The sequence below is a fragment of the Saccharopolyspora soli genome, assembly GCF_022678645.1.
Lineage (GTDB): Bacteria > Actinomycetota > Actinomycetes > Mycobacteriales > Pseudonocardiaceae > Saccharopolyspora > Saccharopolyspora soli.
In genome coordinates, this window is sequence record NZ_JALBWV010000075.1 from 18308 (window position 1) to 39732 (window position 21425).

Below are 21425 nucleotides of genomic sequence, written 5' to 3' on the forward strand. Positions count from 1 at the left end.
GGATCAGATGAGCCAGCAGTGGCTCCATTCCGCGCAGGCCGGTCGCGAGCCTGACGACATGTTCTGGCCAGCCAGCCGCGATCAGCAGCCGTCACTGGCCCGCGAGTTCGCGCGGCACACGATCGTGGTCGAGCGTGATCTCGATACCCAGCAGATGGTGATCGACAACCGCGACGGATACGCGTGGATCGTCGCGTACCCGACCTACGAGTTGTTGGCCCGCAAGCGCGGATTCGGCGACGAAGTCGATCATGTCCAGCTCACAGGCCGCCAACTCAGAGAAAAGGCACCCAAGGACGTGGGGATCGTCCTCCGCCCGAACGAAGATGAAGAGATCATCATCGCGTGGCCGCCCGCGTCCACAGTGGCTCGGATTGCGGTGCAGTGATGGGCGGTCACCCTCACCAGGACCCAGCGGGATGGCAGGCGACGGCGGAGGCGGCACGGCAGGCTGCGGAGACCTTCGCCCAGATCGGCGCCGACACCCACACGCAAGCGAACGAGCTGACGCCGGAGATGCTCGGTCACCCCGAATTGACCGAGAAGTTGCAGGGCTTTCTCCGCAGCATGGGCGACAGGCTGTTCGCCAGCGCCGCCCGGATGAACGCCGCGCATCAGGCCGCGCTGGCACTCCAGGCCGCCGAGCAAGATCCGGACGCCGGGTCGGAGACGTCGAGGTGACCATGCATGGCGAGGGCGACATGGACACACTGTGGTTACGTCAGTTGTCCACCGAACTGCGCCGCATGGCCCCGGTCCTGCGGCGTCACGCCGCAGAGGTCGACGCGGACACGCTCAGCCCAGACGTGGCGGGGCAGCTGCGGCGCGCGATGCACGCGGTGTCCGTCGGCGCCGAGTCCATGGCCGATGACGTTGATGTGCTCGCCGCCTCCTACCAACAGCAGGCCGCGCATCACACGGGGTCTGTCCTATGAGGACCGTGAGTTTCGCGGGCGACCTGGCAGATCTGGACGTGGAGACGCAGGCCACCAGACGGCTGGTCGCCGCCGCCCACCGTGTCCACCACGGCCACGCGGGCGACTTGGTCGCCGTCGCAGCGAAGTTGCGGGCGGCGTTCCTCTACATCCTGCACAACCCGCGGGACGACAGCGTCACCGTCGTGCGCGGCCAGGGCGACGAGATCGCCTGGCTGCCGGTGTTCACCGATCAGCGCCTGCTCACTGACTTCCAGCGCCACGCCGGACCCGACGCGGAACCAGTGCGGTACTTGGGCGCACCTGGAGGCGAGGTGATCGACGAGCTGCTGCCCCTGCTGCCGTCGCCGACCGGGCTGCTGCTGGATCCCGGCGCCCCGCATGCCGTGGTCCTGCCTCCCGTCCCTAGTCTTCTCGGCGGCGAGGCCACCGCTTCGGGAGCTCGCCATGAGTGACGGGTTTCGTGTGGACCCCGCCGCGCTGCGCTCGGCCCGCGACGGCATCAACCAACTGGTGACCGAGCTCGCCGAAATGTGCGGTGGGGGCGGTCTCGTCGGCACGGTGTTCGCTCGAAACGGCCGGGGCCTCGCGGAGCGGACCCTCACCGACGCGCCACGCCTGGGCGGCACGAACATCGCAGGAGCCCTGATCGCATTCGGGCAACGCTGGGAAGAAGGCAACCGGCACCTCGTGGAAGGCGGTTTGCGCGCCGCCGAGGAACTCGGCGAGATCGCCGACACCTACCAGCGCCACGACGAAGACGCCGCAGCCGAACTGCAGCGCATCCTGCACGGCAAGGCATGACTCATGGCATGGGACAACACCACCTCGCTGGGTAACGACCTGGCCCACATCGGCGACGAACTCTCCTTCCTCGGCGCCGCAGTTGGTATCGGCGACGACGTCATCCCCGGCGACGTCGACACCGCCCACACGCTCGCGGAGCACCTGCTGGCCATGGGAGCGGCGTACGACCACGCCGCGGGCGGGTTCGCCCAACAGCTCGGTGATGGCTGGTCCGGTGCCGCCGCCGACGCCGCCCGCGACAAACTGCACACCGCCGCACCGCACGCCTACCGCGCTGCCGCCGACGCCCACACCGCCGCGGGCGGCGCGGTCAAGGACTACGCGCGAGTGCTCGCCGACGCGAAAGCCACCGCCGCGGCGGCGCACGCCGACCTCCAGCGCGCTAACGCGCACACCGAACAGGCCAGGCGCCTTCACCAAGCCCAGGGCAACCCACTGCCGTTTCAGGATCCGGCGGCCGGGCGCCGCGCCGCGGCCGAGAAGGCGATCGCTGCGGCGCGTGGCGCGGTGGACGACGCCGACCACCGCGCCACGCGCATCATCCTGGCCGCGCTGGAACACGCCCCCCAGCAACCGAACTGGCTCGCTCGGGCGGACGCCAACCTCACCGACATGGGTCAGGGACTGCTCGCCGGAGTCGGCGACGTGGGCATCGGCCTGGTCAACGGAATCAAAAGCATCGGCATCGGCGTGTGGAACCTCGGCTCCGCCCTCTCCACCTGGGGCAATCTCAGCTGGTTGGCGACACACCCCGACGAGGTTCAACGCGCCAGCGACCAGACCATCGCCATGGCCACCCGAGCATGGAACAACCCCCTCGACACCGGCTGGAGCCTCCTCAAAACCACGGTGGACGCCAAAGGCTGGGCAGACAACCCCCTACGCGCCGCAGGCGAAGCCCTTCCCGGTACCGCCGCCACTGTCCTCGGCGGATCGGGCATCGCCGCCAGGATCGCCCAACGGTTCGGCGGCGGTACCGGGAACCTCTCCGACGGGGTCAAACACCTCGACCCTCCCGCCCCGCCGCGGGCCGAACCCGGCATCCCCCGCCCGCCAGCACCGGAAACCGGCCACCCGCCGACGCCGCACCCCGAGCCCACCCCACTCGACGCCGAGGCGTCCACACCCCGTCCCGACGACGGGTTCGGGCCGAAACCACCCGAACCCGATACCCACCACAGCAGCAGTGCCCCCGAGCAGTACCAACCGCGGCCCCGACCAGAACCGACGTGGGCCGACTACCGACCCGGCGATGACGTCTACGAACGCCAACGCGATCCCAACCACCCCGAGGTCGACGAGGACCAGCACGACGAGCCGACCCCGCGGCGCGACCCCGCCGGAAGCCCCGCGGAGCACGTGCCGCAGCCTCAGCAGGAACCGCCGCATTCCCCGCTGGGCAGCGCAGACGAGATGCGTCTCGACCATGACGGCACACCCCCAGAGCAGCACGCTGCGCCGCCCGACATCGACGCGCCCAACCACACGCCACGACCGGACGCGGTCGAGAACATGGAGGATGATCTCGACAACACAGCGGCCGAGCCGATCGCCGCCGAGGACCTTCCCGACGACGCAGTCTGGCGCACCACGAACGAACCCCTGTACCGATCCGATCAACGCCACTGGGACGACGTTTTCAGCGACGGTTTCAGCCCCCCAGGAAACGACATCAGCGACCTACGGGGACACGTCGACGGACACAAGACCAGCGGCTACGTGTCGACGACCACCAACCCGGACCACTTTCAACATGCCAACAAGCGGTTTTTCTACGAAATCGACGCCCCCGGCGGCGTCGACATCAACCAGTCACTCGGCTCGCACCAGTTCGAGTGGGAATCAGAGATCGCGGCACCGGGCGGCATCGTCCCGGAACGCATTCGAGGCGGGTGGGCCGTCGTCTACGACGACACCGGAGCGCCGCTGCTCACGCACTGGGTCGATAACCCGAACTACGTCCCCCTAACGTGATGCTCATGTCCACATCGCACACCACGGAACCACAACGGCTGTTCGGTCGTGATGTCACCTGCATCCACCGCCGCAGCGGCGAGCGCACCGCGGCCACGGTGACGTGTATCCGCCGCGGCCGGGGACCCGATCACGCCATGCAAGCACCGCCGCCCGGCACCCTCTACACCCTGACCTTGCAGGTGCACGGCCACGCCGAACTCGATACGACGGTGAACGCGGCAACTCCCTGGGACGCCTTGACCACCACGCGGGAACACCTCGAACAGCACGAATGGTTCCTCGCGATTGCCGCCGCCCGCCGGGACTGCTGGCCGATCCAACTCCCCCGACGGCACGAAGCCACCACCGTCGCCGAGTTGAGCGACCGCCGCGTTCCGCAGCACTGGCAGGGATTTCTGGCCGATGCCGACCCCAACGACATCGGCACCCTCGCCGAACAACAGCACCGCTATCAGATCTGGCTGTCCCGATACGACACGACATCAGGGAGTTAGATGTCCAACACGTCCCTGCCACCACCGATCACCGCGGCCATGAAAGAGCAAGCCCGGCGGCAACCAGGCAGAAAACTGTTCGTCGTCGACCCCGAATTCGGAGTCGACCAACAGGTACCCGGATGGGGCGTCCGCGGCGGTTTCCCCGTCACCGACACCGGCGACATCGACGTTCACGGATGGCACCCCAACCCGGCCTACCGGCCCGGCCCACGGACTCTCGGCTGGCCCACACCCGACACCGCAGCAGACCGCGCACTTGAACTGGTCAGCGCCGGATACGCCCCACAACAGACCCTCCGCAATGCGCTCACCACCAGCGATGCGCAACTGCACATCCTGACCGACGAACAAGGAACGCTCATCGTGCTCGGCGGAACCCGCAACACCTGCCTGCTGGCCTGCTACACCTCCCCCGCCCGGATCCCCGACGGCGTCCGCACCACCACGCTGCCCGCCCCGTTCATCCTCCAGTCCGCGCGCGAGCGTGCGCTGGACGCGATCGTGCTCAACCCCGACTGCACGCCATCCCTGGTCCTGCCCACCCGAGCTCCAGCTCCCGAATCCGACTTGATGAGGACGCCATGAACGCTCGCACTCCCACCATCTCCTCTGCCCCGATCCCAGTCACCGTGCCCGCTCAGGACATCCTGGCCACCGGCACCGGCCACGAACTCGACCTCGACACCGCGCCGAGACCGTGGGCACTCGGCGATCTCGCTGCCGCCGTCGCACACCTCCCACTCGGCGAGCACACGCCCGTCACGATCGCCCTGCACCACACCGACGGCACCACCACGCACGCACCGCTGCGCAACATCAGCATGGACAACGCCACACTGCACCTACACGCCACCACCTGACCGCAAGCACACGCGAACACCAGGTCACCCCCAGCTTCCGTGCACCACTCGGAGAACCGCAGCGCGCCGCCGGACACAAAAAACGGGCCAGACCCCGAAAAGGATCTGGCCCGCATCTCACGCACTCGCAGCAATCCAGCTACACGAAGCAGTCTTTAATGCCGCCCTTGTAAAGGGCTTCCAACTCGTCGCCCCGCTCGTACTCGGGGAACACGAACCGGCCCACGACCTTGTTCTCGTAGGGCAGGTAGCCCGAACCCGAGTGTTTGACGAGAACATCAACTTCGGACTCGGGGATGGTCTCGGTCGCCAGGTGGTACCCCAGCTCATGCGGCGAGGCCGCTTCCTCGGCCGCCAGCACCGTGCGCAACTTCTCCAGTTCGGCCTCGTTGCCGTCAACCTGAAGATGGAACCGCCAGATTTCCCCTTCCCAGCCGTTGTCCTCGGTGAACGTCACGAACTGCACAGAGTCCTCCCGTTGTTCCTTGATTTCCCGCGCGCCCGGTCGGACGCGGGCAGGACACGGACCCGACCCCGGATGGTCTAGGTGGTGCCGTGCCCTGCACGAGCGGACCGAGGTCACAGGGAAAGGCACGGTTGCGCATCGGGATGATCGGACGCGCACGAATCGACCTGCGCGTAGCGGATTACGCCCATCACCGCGTCCGTCTGACCGTCGAGGTCGTCACCGCGCTTGTGAGCGGCTTCGATGGTTTCCCGAACCAACCGGCGCAGACCCGGATCGTCCATACCCGCATCGCGCCACCGCTCGATCGCCGCATCCCGCTCGGCCTCAGCCATCTCGGCGCGAACGGTGGCCTCTGCGGCTTCCTGCTCCCAGTCGATGTGCGGGTCGTAAGACTGAGTCATGACCGGGACTCGTTCTCGACGTACTCACCGATCAGTTCGAAAAGCTGCCGGGCGTAATCGGCGACCTGCTCACGGGTCACGGCGCGGTACGTGAAGCCCATGCGCTTGTCCTCGTCCGAGGTGTGCACGACGGCGACCAACTGGCCGTCCTGGAAGCCAATGGTCGACCTGCAACCGAACGACAGATCCCAGCCAACGCTCGTGTCGTAAGCGTTGCCGTCCTCGTCGTACTCGTGCAGTGTGGCCGGGTCGCCGAGCGTGGGCCGGATGCTTTGGATGCCGGTCATCGTATGCTCCTATCTCGGGACACACTGGTCCCGCAGTTCGAATTCGAATGGATCGAGAAATTGCGGTCACGCCGCAGAAGAAAGCTCATTCACACTCGGAAGGTGATCCAGGCACCAGTCGCCGGTCTCGTCGCACCGCCAGCCCATTCACTCGGCAGCAATCTGCGGCAACACACCGGCTCCGACAGCGACCGCTTCTTATTGGTTCCATGTCGGACTACCGATGGGACGCGCGCCGAGCTGTGCGAGGTGCGGCGCGCGTCCGGGGGTTTCGGAGGCTACTTGGTGATGTTCTGCACGATCGGAGCGTGATTGTCGCCCGTGATCACGTTGTTGCCGTCGCCGTGCATAAAGACCACGGGCCCGTCATGGTGACCGGTTTGGATGACGGCCTCCGCACCACCCTGGGCTTCGTTCCGGGTCTCATTCTCACTCGACACCGCATTTCCCCTTCCGTATTCGCGTTTCAGCCTGTTCCGCCCGTGACCATGAAGTGCGAACGCCGTTTCGTGGAACGTCCTTCGATGTGCTGCCCGCTCAGGCACAGGCAGGGACAAACGGCCGCAGAACGCAAGGTCCTGTTGCCAGCACCCGGCGGTTGTTCACTCTTGACTACCCGTCCGGCTCCACCAAGCCACCGAGTGCGTCACCTGCTTCGCCGGTCGGTCAGGGATTTCGCGTCCAAAGTCCTCGATCCGGGACACCTGGAGGCCCGCGCGGACCCGATCGCTCCAGGTCATGTCCGCAGCACCAGGGCGCGAGTCCGCGACTGCCGCGTCCTCGATGGTCTCGTACTCGGGATGCTGACCCAGGGAGGGCTTGTTCGTGTCAGCCATGGCGAGTGGGCACTCCTCCGTCGTTGATGTCGGTCATGTGCGTAACGAGCGCGGCCGTGCGGTCGGCCGCGGTGAGAGCCTCCCGGTTGGCTTCGTCAATCAGACGTTCGCAGCGCCTCATCCAGCCCGTAGCCCCATGAGCGTGACCAGCGGCTCAATACGAGTCCCTCCGTACGGCCTGCGCCAGGACTTTTCGCATCGCCACCCGTAGTCGACGGCGGAGTGCCAGTCCAGGCAGGCCCGACAGGCAGGCATCCGGGGCGCGGCCGGGATAGGGATGCCCAGGTTTCGGCCGCAGAGCGCGAGACCAAGCACGCCGTACGCGGGGATGTGGGCGGCTCCCCCACGTTGTCCGGTGGCGCGCACCGCGGGAGCCTGGTCCATCCAGTCCTGCCACCGCAGATCCCGCTCAACCGGCTCACACGGGCGCGGCTGAGTGCACGGAGTAGCGGAAACGTGCTTCCAAATGCCGTCGCGTTCGATCAATCGCACGTCGCAGTACAGACATATCTCGGGCGCCCACATGAAAGGCATCATCGTGGTGGGATGCAGGGTGATGCGAATTCGGCCTTCCGATGTGGACTGCACCGACACCACCCGATCATCCCCGTCAGGTTCCGCTACGAAGGCGGATGCGGGCAGGTCGATTACCCCGCCCGCATCCGCCAGGATCGCCACGAGAACCCTATGGGCAAACTGCGCATCCGCAGTCGTCATGACGCTGCGGACTGATTGGCGACGCCCTGTTCAATCGCGCGAGCCGCCGACGCTAGCCGCAGGATCTCCGGGTCCGTGCTCGCGGAGTCGGAGCGGCTGAACCGTTCCGCGTCCACTGCGGCCTGGCCCAGTCGCGCCGCAGCGAGCCGCAACCACTCAGCCGGGGACCGGTCTGGGGTCGTGTCGGGGGTGACGTCACCGGCCAGTGCCAGCACTGCCCGCGCTGGGGTCATGTAGACCTCGTGGACGCCCGTTTCCCCCTTTGCGACGGGCGCCTGCAGTGGCTTCTGGAAGTGTTCCACCAGCACCGCGGCGAGCGCGGCGGGCAGCACCTGCGGTGCCCGCTGAACCGCCGCGCGCAGCACCGCGCGATCCGTGGCCACAGTCATTCCTGCTCCTCGGCAGGCAGCGACACGGTCACGGTCACCTGGGCGGATCCGTCCTTGAGGTCGACAGTCTCGAACCCATGCACTGTGTGGCCATGCTTTTCCAGCCACTGAAACCACGCATCGATCTTGGGACTGGTCGACGATTCGAACGGCCTGGTGATCGTGGTGGTGTTGGCATCATCGGCGGAAGCCATAGGCTTGTTCCTCATTCCCGTTGATGATCGTCTCGGTACGGACTGTGCTTCTTGATCAGGTCAAGGTGATGCCGTCGAGATAGTTGGTGATGACCAGTACTTCGCCCAGGCCCGGACCGTACGCTTCCAACAGCAGGCGTCCGAACTCTTCCCCAGCGCCGATTCTGTCTCCTTCGGACAGTGCGGCGATCACGGAGTCGAGGTTGATGTCCTGCTCGCCGACGCGCCGTGTCTCTGGCGGGTGGTCGTCGTACTGCACCTCGACCACTCCGACCGCGACGTGGCCGGTGCGACCGCGCATGACCGCGGCGGCACGGACCTCAACCGAGGTCGCCTGGAGCGCGGCGGCGGCACGGCGCTCGACCGGAACACCGGCGGCGGCAGAGGTCCGCGTCTCCGCCGGAGCGCGGGTGGCCGCCATGGTGCGCAGTTCGGCCGGGGCGTGTGCCGCAGCGGCGGTGCGCAGTTCAGGTGGAGCCTGGGCGGCGGTCGACGCCCGGAGCGCGGGCGGCGCCTGCGCCGCGAGCAGTGAGCGCAGTTCGGGTGAGGCGTGGGCGGCGAGCGTGGTGCGTAGTTCGAGCGAGGCGCTGGCTGCGAGGCGGGCGCGAATCGTGTCGGCGGCGGCAGACACGGCCAGGGCGATGATCTCGGCATGCCGCGCGGGCGGCGGAGCCGCTCCCAGCCAGCGCCGTGCGGTTCGAGGTGCGATGCCTTGCGCCTCGGCGACCCATCGTGACGCGCCGCGGCCAAACTGGTTCCGGATCGCGGTCTGCGCCTGGTCCACGGTCAGCACCTCGCGCAACCGGTCCTCGGTCAGCAGCTCAGCGACCTGCGCGTCCGAGAGCAAGCCGCCCAGCTCCTCATCGCCGAGCAGGTCGGCCATCTCGTCATCGCCGAGCAGGTCGGCCAGTTCCTCGCCGGTCAGCAGTTCGCCGACCTGTTCGTCAGTGAGAAGGTCGGCGAGCTCCTCGCCGGTGAGCAGGTCGGCCAGTTCCTCATCGTTGATCAAGGCGGCGAGCTCGGCATCCGGCAGACTCGCCGCGAGTTCTCGGGTGAACTCGTCGAACTGCATCACGCCACCCCTCGACGAACCTTGTCCGTGGCGATGATCGCCTTCCGCAGTCGGCCTGGGTTGTCCTGATTGTGTGCGGTGATCATCGCGTCGGTGACCTCGCCGTATCGGTTGACGTGCCATTTACCGGGCTGCACGGCGTCAACCTGCAGGCCCTCCGGCGTGATCGGGGCGTCCTCCGTGGGGGTGGCGAACCAGGCTGAGTCCTTCATTCCGCCGATGCTGACGAACCCGGCGTTGGCGGCTTTGTCCAGCCCCCGCAGCATGTTCGCTCCGGCTTGGGCCATGACCTGATCGGACCAGTCCGGCCGCAGCGAGCCGGTGTCGTTGTGCTCCTCGGAGCGGAGCATGCCGCCGAGGAACGTCGTGTACACCAGTTTCAAGACCTTGCGGGCATCCCCCGCGGCGGTGCTGCCCGCCTTCTCGCGCTCGATCAGCCTGGCACGGCCTCCCGCGAAGACCGCGGCCCACCGCCCCAAGCGCTTACCGTAGCGTTTGATCGTCTTCCCGCCTTGCGTGGTCTCGCCCCACACGACCGCCTCAGACAGCTCCAGGTGCACACCGTGGTCGCGGACCAGATAGGTCGCCAGCGGCGTCGGCAACGCCCACCCCGTAGCGACCTGCCTGAACACCTGACGCGCATGCGCAGGCAAACCGGACAGATCCGGCGATTCCGTCAGCACGACGAAGCCCGGCTGTTTCGCCAGCGCCACCTGGTCCACCCCGGCGAGCTGCTCGGCGGACAGTTCGTCGGGCTCGCCGTCGCCGAGCAGCGTGGAACTGGTCGCGCCCAGATACTGGGCGTTGACATCGACCTCGGTCACCCACTGCCCCGGCTGCGGAGCCACGTCCGGGGTAACCCAGCTGGGGACCCGCAGCACCGCACTGGACTGCGTCAACTCCAACGCCCGCGGCGACCGCAGCGCCTCCGGCATGGTCATCGATCCATACCGGGCGCACAACCACTGCAACGCCGCGATCCCCGTCCGTCCAGGGTGCGAGACGAACCGCAACGGATCACCCTCAACCTGCACCGCCTCATGCCACTCGCGCAGCGCCGCCACCGCCTGCTCCCGCGTCACCTCCCGCTGCGGCTCATCCCGCACCGCACGGCGCAGCGACCGCAGAAAATCATCCACCTCGGCCGACTCCTCGACCGAGAACGACACCACCGGCTCCGGCCGCCGAGCCCGCGACGCGGCCTCTCGCCGCGGCGGTGAGACAGCCTCGGGCGCGGTCGACGGGGCGACCGCGGGAGCCGTTGCGGCGGTGTGGGCGGTGATGCCCTCTGGCCACTGGCGGCCCGCACGCTCATAACATCCAGCGGTCGTAGGAATCCCGTCGATCCGGATGCTGACCGGCGCGCCGCAGAACACGCACGGCCGTTCACCGTCAGCAACAGCCAACCGGCCCGCGAATGGGCCATGGTTCCAGATCGTCAGCTTCTCGCTGGTCATGACCACACCCTAACATAAGTCAAGTACCGCACCACACTTACCTACGGCCGACTGGTTCCGATCACGACATCAGCACTGAAACAGGCGCTCCTCCTGCCGACACCACACCTCATACAGACACTCCTCAACCCACCGATCCAACGGCCGCCGACGCGCCTGCGGCGCCCGACCCTCCGCAGCGGCAACAGCACACCGCGTGGTCCCGCCAGAGGTGACCACCACCCCCACCCCACGCAGCGAGCATTCCAACCGGCACTCCTCGGAAGGCGCATGGTCGACCGCGATCGCCGCAGGCCCGAAACCCCGCAACCGAGCAGCACCGGTCAACGCCCGCCGCCAGTCGCGAGCCGTGCTCAGCACCCCGACGAGCCGCACCACCTCCGGTGCCCGCGGACCACTCCACTCCGGCCACTCCCATAACGTCACCGTGTCGAGATCGAACACCGGCGGCTGACCGCTGCTGCGCCGCGCCCGGTGCGCCCGATAGTCGATCGCGACCACTGCATCCACGGGGACGGACAGAATCGACACCCCGGCCAGCACGTGCCCGCGCCACCCCAACTGCTCGCACGCCGCCGAACTACTCACTTCCGTCATCGCGACCATCCTCAACCGCCTGCCGAGACACGTCGTCGAGCCGCGACATGTCCATGCGGGCACCGCCGAGATCCTCGGCGCGCGCAGCCCAACACGGTCCACCCTCAACCGTGTAGAACACCCCCTGAAAAGCACGCTGACGCAGTTCCTCAACAGCACGATCGAGCTCGCTCTCGGCACTCACAACTCCCCTTCCATTGATCACTTACCCGCGGTAACGCCATTCGACGCTCGACAGGCAGACAGCAAGCCCCCACAGGCACGAGCACTCTGATTCCGCTTGCGGCGCGAACCGAACGGATCGCCCCACGAGGTAGCGGTGGTACCGTTTCGACAACCGCGACGACCAAGCCTGGGCGCTGGTAACGCCTTGGACCAACCTGGCCGTCGCGTGGGAGGGCCGACGGGCTACGGAAACATTCCGTAGCCCCGTCAACATCACCCTCTAGTGAACGGGCGCGTGATGTCCTTCCAGTTCAGTCCGCGCGGCGGCCGAACTACGCACTCCCGTCATCGCCGCGACCCTTTGACGTGGTTTTTCCCTTTGGCCAGTCGATCGGCGTGATCCGCCGCCGCCCACAGGGTCTGTGCGAGCATCCGCGCCTCTGCAGGGGACAGGGGCGTCACATCGGTCCGCCACGAGTGCCCGCAACCACAGCCGACGCACCCGAGAACGCGCCGAAGCCGCCCTACTTGCCGCGCAACGCGCCGGAACCCGGCCCAACACCGCCGAGTTCGCCAAGATCGCGCGGGTTTCCCGGTCCTGGCTCTACGGCCAGGCCGACCTCATGCAGGCGTTACGCCAACTCCAGGACAGCAGCCCGCCGGGCCACGACGACCACACGCTCGGCGAGCTCGGAGTCCCTGCGTCAACGGCTCGACGCCGCGATGGCCAGGAACAAGCAGCTCCGCGAGACCAACAAGGAACTGACCCGCCTACTGGAGGTCGCCCACGGCGAGATCCGCCGCCTCGCAGCTGAACCCCGAGGTGTCTGTCCCAATTTCGGTTCTCCCTCTAACACGCGGGAGCTCTCGTCATCCGCGACAGGGACGTAGTCGACAACGGCGACCTTGAACACGGCCACCGCGACATCATCGGTCTCCAGCACGTCGACGCCGCGGTGATCAACCGATGCGTTCACTGCGTCGCTCCATCCAGCTCGGCGGCGAAGGGGCACAACAGGCGCGTCACCGAGGCGATGTTCGGCCAGCCGTTCACGTAGCTGGCCCGGCCGCTCTCGCGCTCGTGCTCGTTCGCGACCTGGTCGAGAACGTCGATCACGGCCGCCTCCAGCAACTCACGGGTGTGCGCGCTGTCGACGGCGTCAAGGATGCGCTGCACGAGGTCGACATCCCATCCCGCGTGAATCAGGCGCTGCCCTGCGGCCTGCCGATCCAGCAGCACCGGCAGTCCGTTGGCGCGCGCCAACCGGACCGCGTCGAACTCGCTCATCCCGGACAGCACGCCCGGAGGGCAGGCATGCGAGACTGGGCCGGAGGCGGTGCCGTCGCTGACGCGCTGCATCCGCTCGTCAACCTCGTCGCCGGTGATGATTTCCCACTCACCGAGCGGCCACGCCCACTCACTCAAGACGCCCACGTCATTGCTGTTGGCGGGCAACATGTCCATCTGGATAGTCCTTTCCCTACTCAAGGGCTCGGTAAGGGTTCGAGACGCGAACCGAACTGGGCTTAGGCGGGCAGAGCCGAGATCAGCGGCTGGCTGGCCGCCTTGCCTTATCGCAACGATCCGACGGTCGACCTGCGGCGTCCGCCTGGAGTTCCAGTTCGGACTGCAGTGCCGCCAGGGTGAGGGTGACCTTGTCGTTCACCGGTTTCCTCCTACTCTTCGAGGAGCGTTGCGGATGAGGCGTCAAGCATGTCGTCCCAGGTCGGACCACCATTCTTCCTCGCGCTGCTGTCTGAGGCGCTCCAGGAGTGGCCCTTCATCCTCGAAAGTTCGAGGGCCTGTTTGTAGCCCTGGAGGATTTTGTAGGTGCCGCGTTGTCGGCACAGTTGTCCGAGCGAGGCGAGGGCCCGTGGCAGCTGGCCATGAGGTACGGCGAAGATGCGGACGATCCTTCCCCGTTCGAATTCAAGCGGGTCCCACAGGATGTAGGTGTATCTGCTGGTGTTGCGGGTCCCGTGGAGCTCTCCCATGCCCTGGTTCCTTCCTGCGGCTCAGTTCGTGTTGATGGTGGCCGTGCCCACAACGTCGTTGGTGATTTCGTCGTGCTCGACGTCGTAGCGGCAGATATTCAGCGGCGCACCCAGCTTGTTGCACAGCTGAACACCGACTTCGAAACCTAACCTGGCGCTGATCTGTGCGGCGATCTTCGCGCTGATGTCGCCAGGGAGGTCGTTGGTTTCGTTTACCTCGATGGCCGCGTTCTTGATCTCCGGGCGGTCCGGGATGTTGAAGGACACCTGGTAGCCAGTGCTGGTACTCATGTCTTCCTCTCGTTGCAGGGGTTCTTCATCCTGTGTAGGTGGTGGTCGGTGTTGCCCCAAGCGCTTCGGCGACCTCACAGGCATCGCGTTCGCAAGAACGCTGAGCAGCCCGCGGGTCGGGCATCTCATCGATGCCCGACCGAGCGCGGTTCAGACCGGCAGCACCGGCACATCCGGCGGATTCGACGTCCTCGATCGTTTCCGTGGCTGAACCCGAGATCGACGCTTCTCCCTTATCCGTGGGAACTCGCGTCCTCCTCGTCGGCAGGGATGTAATCGACAACGGCGACCTGGAACACGGCCACCGCGCCATCATCCGTCTCCAACCGCAGTTCTGAGTCGCTCAGGGTCAGATTTCGATCATTTTCGAGCGACTGTTTGAGGAGTGCGATCGCGGCGGCGCTATCCCGACGTTGTCTGGCGAACTCGTCAACGAACTCGCTCCAAAAGCTCACGGTCCTGCCTCACTTCCGTTGAGGATTGCTGTGCGAGCACGTAGCCCGCGTTGCCGGTTGCTAGCGTTGTGCCCGCCGCGGACATTGACGGCGGGCACAACGTCACGCGTTGGTGCGAGCACGAGCGTTACGCCGCTTCAGCGCGCGCCGCTCATCCTCGGACATGCCGCCGAATACGCCAGCGTCCTGTCCTGATTCCAGGCTCCACGCAAGACATTCGGAAGCGACCGGGCAACGGCGGCACACCGCCTTCGCCTCGGCAAGCTGCAACAGCGCGGGGCCGGAGGTGGAGACGTCCTGGATCCGGCAGGCTGACTGAACAGCCCCCAAGCGCGGCAGACAACGGCCTACCGCGTCTGGGCACCGCTCAATCCACGGTGATGCTGGCGACAAAGGATGTGCGGACGAGTCGCCAAGGGCTGGCAGGTTGGGGGGCGGTGGCGGCCGGGTCGCGCTGTCCGGCGAAGTGCCCGGCCGCCACCGGTTCTCAGCTACTGACCATCCGGGCCGTACTGGCCGACCGTCCACAACAACGGCTCAGTCTGGTGTAGGTCCACTCGGCCATCAGGGGGTCCTCCTGCTCTTTGTTGATGGGTAGCCCAAGGGTCAGTCGCCGACCATGTCGCGGTTCTCCTGCGTCATGTCCCAGACGACCGGGAAGAGGAGTTCGTCGGCTCGCTTCAGGAAGACATTGCGGGCGGTCTCGTCGACGCTGTCGCGGGCCTCTGAGGTGGGTCGCGGGCCTCTGAGGTGGACTGCGGCGGTCTCCATGTCCTCGTGCCCGTTGATACGGGCTTCGCCGAATCGCCATGCGGCGGTGTCGAGCTGGTCGATGAAGGCGCCGAGCTCGGCAGCCGGGGTCGCCTCCGCGACGAACGCGATGTCGTCGGCGTAGCGGCCGATAATGTCTTCAACGGTGATCACGGTGGCGGACATAGGTTCTCCTATCGGTACGCGAGGCCGTCGTATTTGACGGCGAAAAGATGGGCATGGGGTGTTCTTGCTGGGTGCACCGCTGGTCGGTGACGAGTGAGTCGCTGCTGTTGACGGATCTCCCGCTCACCGCCATCACAACGAGCTTCGAGCTCGCGGATCACCGCGTCCGCCGCTTCCGCTCGATCAGGACATACTCGGCCAACACACCGGCGATCAGCTCATCCCTGCCCCTTCTGGAAATCGTCAACCGCTTCGCTGACAAGTTCTTCCAACATCTCGCTGACCAACTTCCAGTCCTCCCCGTCGGGCGGCGGCTGCCGCTTGTCGGGCGTCGGTTCAGCCATCAGATTTCTCCTCTCCATGTCCGCTCAACCAGCAGTGCCCGGTTCATGCGACCGCCCGCGTCGTGAACATGTCCTCGACGCGAACACCCAGGTCAGACAAAGCTTTTTCAGCAGCCGCAACGACCGAACCTTGGCGGTGCTACACCTTGGACCGACTTGGCCGTCGCGTGGGTGGGGCTGCAGGCTAAGGCAGCATCTCGGTGTTGTCGTCGGCGGACAGCACCAGGATCGAAGCGGCGTCCTGCGTCAGGTACCCGGCGGAGTACTCGACCAGCTCGGCCACGGCAGCGTCCGGACCATACGAGCGGCTCCGGTTGGCGGCGTTGATCAGCTCCGCCGCACGCTCCTGCAGCTTCCGCAGCAGGAAACCACGCCACTGGTCCGAGAGGCTCCAGTTTTCGGACTCGGCGAAGTGTCGCAACCACTGGCCGCGCGCACGCTCACCCGGCGCATAGCGACGCACGATCGCCTGGAACAAGTTGTGCATTTGCCACGCCAGATCCCGACCGAACTGCCCCTCATACGGGTGTGGCGTGGCCTTCTGGGTCGGGCTGGCGCTCAGCTCCGCCTCCAGGAGCACAAGCATCGGAAACCTCCTCGGATTCTTTTGTCGCGCTAACGAATTGGTGAAACGTCACCCGCTCCCCGGCCCGCGGCGCCAGGTAACTGCCAGTCATGAACGTCACCTGGCGAGCAGCATCGAGACGAGCTGGGCGTCCACGCCGATGGCGAAGGCGACGGTCCCGGCCATCGCGAAGAAGGTCGCCAAGCGCAACTTGCCGTGCTTGGCGCTGGCGATTCTGGCCAGTGTGGTGGCGTCCTCCCGGTACGTCACCGCGAGCTCGGCCGCGGCGTGCCGGAACCGGCGGATCCGGTCACCTCGATCCGGGTTGGTCAACAGCGGCCAGCCAGTCAGGTTCCGCCGCGGATGGAAACGCGTCCGGGTTGACCGCAATGTACTGAGAATGAGTAGCAGGGCCGCGAACATCAGGTTCGCTGCCATCCCGAACGCGCCCAGCGACACCGCGGTGACCGCGTTCAGGCCACCGAGCTGCTTCGTCCCGATGGCCGCCACCACCGACGCGCCGGTACCGATCAGGGAGAACGCGCCGGTCACCGCAGTGCTGATTCCGGTGCTCCGGCCGATCTCCCACCGCGCCGCGTTGGCCAGGTACTCGCCGAGTTCCTTCTGCTGCTCCTGGCACTCCACCGAATCAGCCGCCTCGACCTCGGCGGCGTCACGCCGGGCGATGATGCCGACCGCGCCGCCCTTGTGGTCGCTACTCATGGCAGCACCTGCGCATCCACGGATTCGAGGTCCGCGATCGCCTCTTCGGTCTCGTCGGCCAGGTCGAAGCGGGGCGCGAAGGTCACCGTCCCAGCGGCACGGTCGACCTTGGTGATCACGTAACGGTTTCCGGTCCAGGGAAAGAAAATGCCCGCTCCATCGGTGTAGTCAGACATGGGTGCCTTTCTTGTCGAAAACGGGTTTCTGGGCACCTCGCGGAGCATCGAGGCGCGACAGCACGCGCCTAGCGAGGTGCGATGTGCAAACGAGTTGTCAGCGGGCGTCGCGAAGGAGCGCCGGATCGGTGACGGTGTGGAGCCCGAGATGGCCGGTGGCGGGGATGCGCTCGGCGAAGTGGACGGCGTTGGCCAGCACGAGGTGCCAGACGTCGGGCTCGCCCCACGGTACGCAGCACCGGCCGGTGCTGCGGTGGACGTCAACCAAGTCCGCGGCGCCGATGCGCCACGCGCCAGCCAGGTTGCGGGGGCGGTTCTCGCAGGGCTTCCAGCCTCGTGTGATCGCCAGCGACCACGGCGGGATCACGGTCAGCGACCGCACCCCGCCGTCGTCACCACCGTGGCCGGTGCTGGGGACTCATCACGTCCTCGACCGGGTCCGGGCGTTGCGGCGCTTCAGCGCGCGCCGCTCGTCCTCGGACATGCCGCCCCACACGCCCGCGTCCTGCCCGGACTCCAGCGCCCACGCCAGGCACTCCGAGGCGACCGGGCACCGACGGCACACCGCCTTCGCCTCGGCGAGCTGCTGAAGCGCCGGGCCACTGTTTCCCACCGGGAAATGCAACTCTGGATCCTCGTCGCGGCAGGCGGCACGGTGTCGCCAATCCATCGGCATAATGGGGTACTCCTCTCGATTCGTGGGAGGTTGGACCGGGTCCGGGAACGCCTCGGCTGTGGAAGGTGGAGACGTCCCGGATCCGGCGGGCTGGTCGAACAGCCTCCAGGCACGGCAGACAACGGCCTGCCGTGCCTGGGCGCAGCTCAATCACGGTGATGTTTGCGGCAAAGGACGTGCGGGCGAGCGCTAAGCGCCCGCCCAACCCACGTCTTGATCAGCCGAGAATGTCCGCTCGGCCGATCTCGTCGTCGAGCGAGTACACGATCGCCTCGCCCCAGTCGGTCACGACCACTCTGATGTGTTCCTGGTCGTGACGACCTCGGCTCGACAGGTGGTTCTCGATTTCAGTCGCCAGCAAGTCCTTGCCGACCAGTTCGACCTGAAGCTCGTCGATCTCGTAGCCAAACTCGTTCGCACGAAACTGGACCTTGAACGTCGTCGTGCTCATTTCACCTCAGCCCCTACGCAAAGCCTGAATCTCCAACAGCACGAGTTCTTCCGCGCTCGCACCGCCGTTTCGGTGGCTGACGCGCGGCTCAATCCGGGTGTAGGTCACGGATTTCTCCCACCGGACACGAAGCTCATCCGACTCACCGTCGGGCATCATGTAGCGCTGCCCGTGCGGATCCCACGTGCACCAGACCTTGGCCATCAACCCATCCGGAACGATCGGCTTACCTGGGCTGGGATGCACGTAATACCAACCCCATCGGTGCGCAGCCTCAGCTGCTGGATCCCAGCCATGCCACATCGCTGGCCGGTCTGAATCTCCACAGTCGTGAAAGATCAGCTGCTCACCGCAGCCCGGACAACATGCGTGGTCGCACCCATCCTCATGCGGATGTCCCGGTACGACACCGCACCCTGGACACTCCTCCGGTGCGGGCAATTCAACTTCGTCAGGGATGGTTGGCAGATCGCTCATGTCGACACCTCCTGTTGTTGACGAGTAGCCCGGATCAGTTAGCCCGGATCAGTCGCCGACCATGTCGCGGTACTCCTGCGTCATGTCCCAGACGACCGGGAAGAGAAGTTCGTCGGCTCGCTTCAGGAAGACATTCCGGGCGGTCTCATCGACGCTGTCGCGAGCCTCGTTGAGGTGGACTGCGGCGGTCTCCATGTCCTCGTGCCCGTTGATACGGGCCTCGCCGAATCGCGATGCGGCGGTGTCGAGCTGGTCGATGAAGGCGCCGAGGTCAGCGGCCGGGGTCGCCTCGGCGACGAACGCGATGTCGTCGGCGTAGCGGCGCAGAAGGTCTTCGACGGTGATCGCGGTGGCGGACATGTGGTTCTCCTATCGGTAGACGGGATCGCTGTATTCGACTGCGGCGGTCAAATGACGGCCTATCCTGCGGAACCGACCATCACGAGATGGAACAGTTAATAAAGGGCGCGAAGACGCTCCTCGGTCATCAGATGTGGATCAGTTGGTCGTGTCGGTATCGGTTGGGCAACGGGACGCTCAGCAACGACCTTTCGCGTACGGACACGGCGGATTGCGCCCACCAGCTCTCGCGTGATCGTCGCCACGGCATCCAGAACAGAGTCGGGAGCGGCGTCGGCGGCACCGCTGGAGGGTAGGTACTTGATCGGCTCTGTCGTGTGCGTGACCTCTCCAGCGAACGCGGCAGGGTGCCGCTGCCGACGCTGATCGGCGAGCACATCGGCGAGCAAGCCCTGCACCAGCGGCTTGTTGAGGATCCATTCGACGCTGCGAAACGGAATCCGCTGGACATTACTGTCGGCATACTCCGTCAGAGCAGCGCCGAGCGGGCCCCTCAGATCACGAAGGAGTTGCGCTCGCCATTCAGACGACGCCTCACGGATGACAACGGGCATACCATCCTGGAGAGTCCAGACATCGTAACTGTCGAGTTCCCCTCCTTCTCGGACTTTCAGGTAAGCCCACACGCCCCATTCACGATGACCAAACATTTCCTTCCTCCTTGTACCGTGTGGTGTGCGATGAGTAGGACTTCTTTGTTGATTTCGACGGAACCGTGTTCGGGCGGCGCCGAACACGGTGGCTGCCCCTCGGCGGGAGCACCGGGACGTGCCGTTGGGGTTCGTTAGTGCTGCGCGTCGCGCTGAGTTGTCCACGCGTCGATCGCGGCCTGGCTCGGGTAGAACTCGAACTCCCCACCGCGACTGCCCAGTTCGATGGCGCGCGCGACCGCGGTGGCGGCGGCCTCGCGGACCCCTTCGGTCGCGATGAAATCCACCAGCACGCCCGCGATGAGTTCGCGCAGTTCCAGGGGATCGATCTCACCGAGATGCATGGCCCGCCCCGGCAGTCGTGGCCGGTGGACGCTCAGCGAGGTCAGCCAGCACGTCGGCGTGGCACGCCAGCCGCGGTGGGCATGAACAGCACAGCGTCCGACCGCGTAGGTGGTGGAGGTGGGCGCGGACCCAACGACGATCAAAGGCTGTTCGGCCGACGACCATCACGTCCGCATCACGCGGATCCGCGCCCACCAGCCACTGCCGGTATCGATCCCGACACCACTGGTGAGCCTCCGCCACGGTGGTCGCGGCCCCAGTGGCGAGCGCTGCGGCGACGGTGAAGGGATTGCCGTAGCGCGAGGTGCGATCAACGATGATCGCACCAGGCGGCTTACGCCATCCCCGCCTGCGACGCCGCTGGACGCGGCGCGCAGGCGTCACGTCTGCGCACCGTCAACCGGGGCTGGGGTGTCCCAATACTGCTCGGGCCACCGTTCGACGAGCAGCAGCTCGTGGTGCAGCTCCACCCCGTACGGCCACTCGACGACCACTGCGGGCGGCTGCTCCGGATCGAACTCGCCGCCCTGGTTGACCTCGGCGGCGAACAGCTCGCCGCCGGTCTTCGACGGCACGGGAACCAGGTCGGCGCTCTCGGGCAAGCGAACCGACCACAACGTTGTTGACACGACGATCACGTCCTTTCTCGTTTCGCGCAGGCCACCTGACGGCCCGCAGCACCATCCCGCCGATGAACAAAGGAAGGCGGCAGGGCTCTTTTCGCGCACCGGCGGGCGGGCGGTGCGGGTCGAGCGGTGCGGGTCGAGCGGTTCAGGCCGGGGTGAGGGAGTGCCATCCTTCGGCGAGCATCCTCGGCAGGTCCCGCATGATCTGCCGATACATGCCCGTAACCACGGCGGTCGGCACGCGACGTGCGTAACCGCACCAGCACGGCACGGGGCTGCGGCGCGCGTTGCCTTCCAGCGCTACCGGCAGCGGTGGCAGCACCACTACCGCCCGGCTCGCCACGCCCATCTCCGCGGCGAGCAGCACCAGACCGCGCCGGTCAGCCGAGTCGGCGTTGGTGGCATCCCACACCACCGATCGGCCCGCGGCCAACGCGGTCCGCGCAGCCACCTGTCCCATGTGGACAGCAAACGCCCGAACCACCGGATCCCGATTAGATGAACAACCGCACGGCGACAGCCGCTGACGGTTCTCATCCAAACTGACCACGACCGCGTGCGGAAACCGCGAACGCAGCGTGGTCTTGCCCGCCCCCGGCGGACCGACCAACCCGATCAGTTCCGGTCGACAGCACATCTCGTCGCCTCTCCTTGGGTGTGCACGAACAGAGCCGGGCGCCGCTGAAGCGGCGCCC

The 21425-nt window shown here is 66.6% G+C and carries 39 protein-coding genes; 9 read left to right on the forward strand and 30 right to left on the reverse strand.

Features of this window, described 5'->3' with window-relative positions; genetic code table 11:
* Window positions 1-7: 7 nt before the first annotated feature.
* Genes MOQ72_RS37210 through MOQ72_RS37250 form a run of 9 tightly spaced genes read left to right on the forward strand, consistent with a single transcriptional unit; the run spans window position 8 to window position 5076 of the window.
* Entirely contained in the window at window positions 8-388 is a 381-nt protein-coding gene (locus MOQ72_RS37210; protein WP_242190616.1) for a hypothetical protein, read from the forward strand.
* Complete coding sequence (locus MOQ72_RS37215) at window positions 388-681, forward strand: hypothetical protein (RefSeq protein ID WP_242190617.1); 294 nt, start codon at window positions 388-390, stop codon at window positions 679-681. Before MOQ72_RS37210 ends, MOQ72_RS37215 begins: the two co-directional genes overlap by 1 nt.
* A complete protein-coding gene (locus MOQ72_RS37220) occupies window positions 678-935 on the forward strand; it encodes a hypothetical protein (RefSeq protein ID WP_242190618.1) in 258 nt (85 codons plus the stop codon). Before MOQ72_RS37215 ends, MOQ72_RS37220 begins: the two co-directional genes overlap by 4 nt.
* A 5-nt stretch (window positions 936-940) precedes the next feature.
* A complete protein-coding gene (locus MOQ72_RS37225) occupies window positions 941-1390 on the forward strand; it encodes an SseB family protein (RefSeq protein WP_242190619.1) in 450 nt (149 codons plus the stop codon).
* Window positions 1383-1739: a hypothetical protein gene (locus tag MOQ72_RS37230; RefSeq protein ID WP_242190620.1), complete on the forward strand. Its 357-nt coding sequence runs from the start codon at window positions 1383-1385 to the stop codon at window positions 1737-1739. Before MOQ72_RS37225 ends, MOQ72_RS37230 begins: the two co-directional genes overlap by 8 nt.
* A 3-nt stretch (window positions 1740-1742) precedes the next feature.
* Entirely contained in the window at window positions 1743-3716 is a 1974-nt protein-coding gene (locus MOQ72_RS37235; RefSeq protein WP_242190621.1) for a scabin-related ADP-ribosyltransferase, read from the forward strand.
* Between the two features lie 5 nt (window positions 3717-3721).
* Window positions 3722-4213, forward strand: a complete 492-nt coding sequence (locus MOQ72_RS37240; RefSeq protein WP_242190622.1) for a hypothetical protein — start codon at window positions 3722-3724, stop codon at window positions 4211-4213.
* A complete protein-coding gene (locus MOQ72_RS37245) occupies window positions 4214-4801 on the forward strand; it encodes a type VII secretion system-associated protein (RefSeq protein WP_242190623.1) in 588 nt (195 codons plus the stop codon).
* On the forward strand, window positions 4798-5076 hold the full coding sequence (locus tag MOQ72_RS37250; RefSeq protein ID WP_242190624.1) for a hypothetical protein: 279 nt from the start codon (window positions 4798-4800) through the stop codon (window positions 5074-5076). The genes MOQ72_RS37245 and MOQ72_RS37250 overlap by 4 nt, the downstream gene beginning before the upstream one ends.
* 139 nt (window positions 5077-5215) lie before the next feature.
* Here the strand turns inward: MOQ72_RS37250 and MOQ72_RS37255 are convergent, their stop codons facing one another.
* From MOQ72_RS37255 to MOQ72_RS37390, 30 genes are all read right to left on the reverse strand, one after another.
* A complete protein-coding gene (locus MOQ72_RS37255; protein ID WP_242190625.1) occupies window positions 5216-5542 on the reverse strand; it encodes a hypothetical protein in 327 nt (108 codons plus the stop codon).
* Window positions 5543-5655: 113 nt separating this feature from the next.
* Window positions 5656-5946 carry a hypothetical protein gene (locus MOQ72_RS37260; RefSeq protein ID WP_242190626.1) on the reverse strand — a complete coding sequence of 97 codons (291 nt, stop codon included), beginning with the start codon at window positions 5944-5946 and terminating at the stop codon, window positions 5656-5658.
* Window positions 5943-6233: a hypothetical protein gene (locus tag MOQ72_RS37265; protein ID WP_242190627.1), complete on the reverse strand. Its 291-nt coding sequence runs from the start codon at window positions 6231-6233 to the stop codon at window positions 5943-5945. The genes MOQ72_RS37260 and MOQ72_RS37265 overlap by 4 nt, the downstream gene beginning before the upstream one ends.
* A gap of 278 nt (window positions 6234-6511) precedes the next feature.
* Window positions 6512-6673: a hypothetical protein gene (locus tag MOQ72_RS37270; RefSeq protein ID WP_242190628.1), complete on the reverse strand. Its 162-nt coding sequence runs from the start codon at window positions 6671-6673 to the stop codon at window positions 6512-6514.
* Between the two features lie 162 nt (window positions 6674-6835).
* Window positions 6836-7069, reverse strand: coding sequence for a hypothetical protein (locus tag MOQ72_RS37275; protein WP_242190629.1), 234 nt, complete (start codon window positions 7067-7069; stop codon window positions 6836-6838).
* A gap of 713 nt (window positions 7070-7782) precedes the next feature.
* The gene (locus tag MOQ72_RS37280) at window positions 7783-8175 is read right to left on the reverse strand and encodes a hypothetical protein (RefSeq protein WP_242190630.1); all 393 of its coding nucleotides are present in this window, start codon (window positions 8173-8175) and stop codon (window positions 7783-7785) included.
* Window positions 8172-8369, reverse strand: a complete 198-nt coding sequence (locus MOQ72_RS37285) for a hypothetical protein (RefSeq protein WP_242190631.1) — start codon at window positions 8367-8369, stop codon at window positions 8172-8174. Before MOQ72_RS37285 ends, MOQ72_RS37280 begins: the two co-directional genes overlap by 4 nt.
* 55 nt (window positions 8370-8424) lie before the next feature.
* Window positions 8425-9441 carry a magnesium transporter gene (locus tag MOQ72_RS37290; RefSeq protein WP_242190632.1) on the reverse strand — a complete coding sequence of 339 codons (1017 nt, stop codon included), beginning with the start codon at window positions 9439-9441 and terminating at the stop codon, window positions 8425-8427.
* The gene (locus tag MOQ72_RS37295; protein ID WP_242190633.1) at window positions 9441-10898 is read right to left on the reverse strand and encodes a hypothetical protein; all 1458 of its coding nucleotides are present in this window, start codon (window positions 10896-10898) and stop codon (window positions 9441-9443) included. The genes MOQ72_RS37290 and MOQ72_RS37295 overlap by 1 nt, the downstream gene beginning before the upstream one ends.
* 69 nt (window positions 10899-10967) lie before the next feature.
* Window positions 10968-11495 (reverse strand): hypothetical protein, encoded by a 528-nt coding sequence (locus MOQ72_RS37300; RefSeq protein ID WP_242190634.1) that lies wholly within the window; start codon window positions 11493-11495, stop codon window positions 10968-10970.
* 1138 nt (window positions 11496-12633) lie between these two features.
* A complete protein-coding gene (locus MOQ72_RS37305; protein WP_242190635.1) occupies window positions 12634-13125 on the reverse strand; it encodes a hypothetical protein in 492 nt (163 codons plus the stop codon).
* 212 nt (window positions 13126-13337) lie between these two features.
* Window positions 13338-13655, reverse strand: a complete 318-nt coding sequence (locus MOQ72_RS37310; RefSeq protein WP_242190636.1) for a hypothetical protein — start codon at window positions 13653-13655, stop codon at window positions 13338-13340.
* Between the two features lie 21 nt (window positions 13656-13676).
* On the reverse strand, window positions 13677-13946 hold the full coding sequence (locus MOQ72_RS37315; protein ID WP_242190637.1) for a hypothetical protein: 270 nt from the start codon (window positions 13944-13946) through the stop codon (window positions 13677-13679).
* Between the two features lie 233 nt (window positions 13947-14179).
* The gene (locus MOQ72_RS37320) at window positions 14180-14401 is read right to left on the reverse strand and encodes a hypothetical protein (protein ID WP_242190638.1); all 222 of its coding nucleotides are present in this window, start codon (window positions 14399-14401) and stop codon (window positions 14180-14182) included.
* Window positions 14402-14503: 102 nt separating this feature from the next.
* Window positions 14504-14731 carry a WhiB family transcriptional regulator gene (locus MOQ72_RS37325; RefSeq protein WP_372495629.1) on the reverse strand — a complete coding sequence of 76 codons (228 nt, stop codon included), beginning with the start codon at window positions 14729-14731 and terminating at the stop codon, window positions 14504-14506.
* Between the two features lie 276 nt (window positions 14732-15007).
* Window positions 15008-15337, reverse strand: coding sequence for a hypothetical protein (locus MOQ72_RS37330; RefSeq protein ID WP_242190639.1), 330 nt, complete (start codon window positions 15335-15337; stop codon window positions 15008-15010).
* 218 nt (window positions 15338-15555) lie between these two features.
* Window positions 15556-15681, reverse strand: coding sequence for a hypothetical protein (locus MOQ72_RS44880; RefSeq protein WP_277955258.1), 126 nt, complete (start codon window positions 15679-15681; stop codon window positions 15556-15558).
* 184 nt (window positions 15682-15865) lie between these two features.
* Complete coding sequence (locus MOQ72_RS37335; protein ID WP_242190640.1) at window positions 15866-16267, reverse strand: hypothetical protein; 402 nt, start codon at window positions 16265-16267, stop codon at window positions 15866-15868.
* Between the two features lie 96 nt (window positions 16268-16363).
* Window positions 16364-16969 (reverse strand): Pycsar system effector family protein, encoded by a 606-nt coding sequence (locus MOQ72_RS37340; protein ID WP_242190641.1) that lies wholly within the window; start codon window positions 16967-16969, stop codon window positions 16364-16366.
* Window positions 16966-17145 carry a hypothetical protein gene (locus MOQ72_RS37345; RefSeq protein ID WP_242190642.1) on the reverse strand — a complete coding sequence of 60 codons (180 nt, stop codon included), beginning with the start codon at window positions 17143-17145 and terminating at the stop codon, window positions 16966-16968. Before MOQ72_RS37345 ends, MOQ72_RS37340 begins: the two co-directional genes overlap by 4 nt.
* A gap of 97 nt (window positions 17146-17242) precedes the next feature.
* Window positions 17243-17527, reverse strand: a complete 285-nt coding sequence (locus MOQ72_RS37350; protein ID WP_242190643.1) for a hypothetical protein — start codon at window positions 17525-17527, stop codon at window positions 17243-17245.
* Window positions 17528-17566: 39 nt separating this feature from the next.
* Complete coding sequence (locus MOQ72_RS37355) at window positions 17567-17815, reverse strand: WhiB family transcriptional regulator (protein WP_242190644.1); 249 nt, start codon at window positions 17813-17815, stop codon at window positions 17567-17569.
* Between the two features lie 223 nt (window positions 17816-18038).
* Window positions 18039-18272: a hypothetical protein gene (locus MOQ72_RS37360; protein WP_242190645.1), complete on the reverse strand. Its 234-nt coding sequence runs from the start codon at window positions 18270-18272 to the stop codon at window positions 18039-18041.
* A 6-nt stretch (window positions 18273-18278) separates the two neighbouring features.
* On the reverse strand, window positions 18279-18749 hold the full coding sequence (locus MOQ72_RS37365) for a hypothetical protein (RefSeq protein WP_242190646.1): 471 nt from the start codon (window positions 18747-18749) through the stop codon (window positions 18279-18281).
* A gap of 48 nt (window positions 18750-18797) precedes the next feature.
* Window positions 18798-19109, reverse strand: a complete 312-nt coding sequence (locus tag MOQ72_RS37370) for a hypothetical protein (RefSeq protein WP_242190647.1) — start codon at window positions 19107-19109, stop codon at window positions 18798-18800.
* Window positions 19110-19204: 95 nt separating this feature from the next.
* Entirely contained in the window at window positions 19205-19759 is a 555-nt protein-coding gene (locus tag MOQ72_RS37375) for a hypothetical protein (protein WP_242190648.1), read from the reverse strand.
* 134 nt (window positions 19760-19893) lie between these two features.
* Window positions 19894-20103 (reverse strand): hypothetical protein, encoded by a 210-nt coding sequence (locus MOQ72_RS37380; RefSeq protein WP_242190649.1) that lies wholly within the window; start codon window positions 20101-20103, stop codon window positions 19894-19896.
* Window positions 20090-20488 (reverse strand): DUF4326 domain-containing protein, encoded by a 399-nt coding sequence (locus tag MOQ72_RS45890; RefSeq protein ID WP_372495630.1) that lies wholly within the window; start codon window positions 20486-20488, stop codon window positions 20090-20092. The genes MOQ72_RS37380 and MOQ72_RS45890 overlap by 14 nt, the downstream gene beginning before the upstream one ends.
* On the reverse strand, window positions 20485-20733 hold the full coding sequence (locus MOQ72_RS37385; RefSeq protein WP_242190650.1) for a hypothetical protein: 249 nt from the start codon (window positions 20731-20733) through the stop codon (window positions 20485-20487). The genes MOQ72_RS45890 and MOQ72_RS37385 overlap by 4 nt, the downstream gene beginning before the upstream one ends.
* A gap of 142 nt (window positions 20734-20875) precedes the next feature.
* On the reverse strand, window positions 20876-21367 hold the full coding sequence (locus MOQ72_RS37390; RefSeq protein WP_242190653.1) for an ATP-binding protein: 492 nt from the start codon (window positions 21365-21367) through the stop codon (window positions 20876-20878).
* Between the last annotated feature and the right edge of the window lie 58 nt (window positions 21368-21425).

What these genes read in the sequence shown, in the direction of transcription:
- MOQ72_RS37280 (WP_242190630.1), bottom strand. Translation starts at nt 8,175, where the DNA reads ATGACTGTGGCCACGGATCGCGCGGTGCTGCGCGCGGCGGTTCAGCGG.
- MOQ72_RS37275 (WP_242190629.1), bottom strand. Translation starts at nt 7,069, where the DNA reads ATGGCTGACACGAACAAGCCCTCCCTGGGTCAGCATCCCGAGTACGAG.
- MOQ72_RS37265 (WP_242190627.1), bottom strand. Translation starts at nt 6,233, where the DNA reads ATGACCGGCATCCAAAGCATCCGGCCCACGCTCGGCGACCCGGCCACA.
- MOQ72_RS44880 (WP_277955258.1), bottom strand. Translation starts at nt 15,681, where the DNA reads ATGGCTGAACCGACGCCCGACAAGCGGCAGCCGCCGCCCGACGGGGAG.
- MOQ72_RS37215 (WP_242190617.1), top strand. Translation starts at nt 388, where the DNA reads ATGGGCGGTCACCCTCACCAGGACCCAGCGGGATGGCAGGCGACGGCG.
- MOQ72_RS37340 (WP_242190641.1), bottom strand. Translation starts at nt 16,969, where the DNA reads ATGAGTAGCGACCACAAGGGCGGCGCGGTCGGCATCATCGCCCGGCGT.
- MOQ72_RS37335 (WP_242190640.1), bottom strand. Translation starts at nt 16,267, where the DNA reads ATGCTTGTGCTCCTGGAGGCGGAGCTGAGCGCCAGCCCGACCCAGAAG.
- MOQ72_RS37390 (WP_242190653.1), bottom strand. Translation starts at nt 21,367, where the DNA reads ATGTGCTGTCGACCGGAACTGATCGGGTTGGTCGGTCCGCCGGGGGCG.
- MOQ72_RS37295 (WP_242190633.1), bottom strand. Translation starts at nt 10,898, where the DNA reads ATGACCAGCGAGAAGCTGACGATCTGGAACCATGGCCCATTCGCGGGC.
- MOQ72_RS37300 (WP_242190634.1), bottom strand. Translation starts at nt 11,495, where the DNA reads ATGACGGAAGTGAGTAGTTCGGCGGCGTGCGAGCAGTTGGGGTGGCGC.
- MOQ72_RS37330 (WP_242190639.1), bottom strand. Translation starts at nt 15,337, where the DNA reads ATGTCCGCCACCGTGATCACCGTTGAAGACATTATCGGCCGCTACGCC.
- MOQ72_RS37345 (WP_242190642.1), bottom strand. Translation starts at nt 17,145, where the DNA reads ATGTCTGACTACACCGATGGAGCGGGCATTTTCTTTCCCTGGACCGGA.
- MOQ72_RS37310 (WP_242190636.1), bottom strand. Translation starts at nt 13,655, where the DNA reads ATGGGAGAGCTCCACGGGACCCGCAACACCAGCAGATACACCTACATC.
- MOQ72_RS37235 (WP_242190621.1), top strand. Translation starts at nt 1,743, where the DNA reads ATGGCATGGGACAACACCACCTCGCTGGGTAACGACCTGGCCCACATC.
- MOQ72_RS37240 (WP_242190622.1), top strand. Translation starts at nt 3,722, where the DNA reads ATGTCCACATCGCACACCACGGAACCACAACGGCTGTTCGGTCGTGAT.
- MOQ72_RS37245 (WP_242190623.1), top strand. Translation starts at nt 4,214, where the DNA reads ATGTCCAACACGTCCCTGCCACCACCGATCACCGCGGCCATGAAAGAG.
- MOQ72_RS37375 (WP_242190648.1), bottom strand. Translation starts at nt 19,759, where the DNA reads ATGTTTGGTCATCGTGAATGGGGCGTGTGGGCTTACCTGAAAGTCCGA.
- MOQ72_RS37260 (WP_242190626.1), bottom strand. Translation starts at nt 5,946, where the DNA reads ATGACTCAGTCTTACGACCCGCACATCGACTGGGAGCAGGAAGCCGCA.
- MOQ72_RS37365 (WP_242190646.1), bottom strand. Translation starts at nt 18,749, where the DNA reads ATGAGCGATCTGCCAACCATCCCTGACGAAGTTGAATTGCCCGCACCG.
- MOQ72_RS37285 (WP_242190631.1), bottom strand. Translation starts at nt 8,369, where the DNA reads ATGGCTTCCGCCGATGATGCCAACACCACCACGATCACCAGGCCGTTC.
- MOQ72_RS37355 (WP_242190644.1), bottom strand. Translation starts at nt 17,815, where the DNA reads ATGGATTGGCGACACCGTGCCGCCTGCCGCGACGAGGATCCAGAGTTG.
- MOQ72_RS37290 (WP_242190632.1), bottom strand. Translation starts at nt 9,441, where the DNA reads ATGCAGTTCGACGAGTTCACCCGAGAACTCGCGGCGAGTCTGCCGGAT.
- MOQ72_RS37315 (WP_242190637.1), bottom strand. Translation starts at nt 13,946, where the DNA reads ATGAGTACCAGCACTGGCTACCAGGTGTCCTTCAACATCCCGGACCGC.
- MOQ72_RS37360 (WP_242190645.1), bottom strand. Translation starts at nt 18,272, where the DNA reads ATGAGCACGACGACGTTCAAGGTCCAGTTTCGTGCGAACGAGTTTGGC.
- MOQ72_RS37380 (WP_242190649.1), bottom strand. Translation starts at nt 20,103, where the DNA reads ATGCATCTCGGTGAGATCGATCCCCTGGAACTGCGCGAACTCATCGCG.
- MOQ72_RS37230 (WP_242190620.1), top strand. Translation starts at nt 1,383, where the DNA reads ATGAGTGACGGGTTTCGTGTGGACCCCGCCGCGCTGCGCTCGGCCCGC.
- MOQ72_RS37250 (WP_242190624.1), top strand. Translation starts at nt 4,798, where the DNA reads ATGAACGCTCGCACTCCCACCATCTCCTCTGCCCCGATCCCAGTCACC.
- MOQ72_RS37305 (WP_242190635.1), bottom strand. Translation starts at nt 13,125, where the DNA reads ATGGACATGTTGCCCGCCAACAGCAATGACGTGGGCGTCTTGAGTGAG.
- MOQ72_RS37210 (WP_242190616.1), top strand. Translation starts at nt 8, where the DNA reads ATGAGCCAGCAGTGGCTCCATTCCGCGCAGGCCGGTCGCGAGCCTGAC.
- MOQ72_RS37370 (WP_242190647.1), bottom strand. Translation starts at nt 19,109, where the DNA reads ATGTCCGCCACCGCGATCACCGTCGAAGACCTTCTGCGCCGCTACGCC.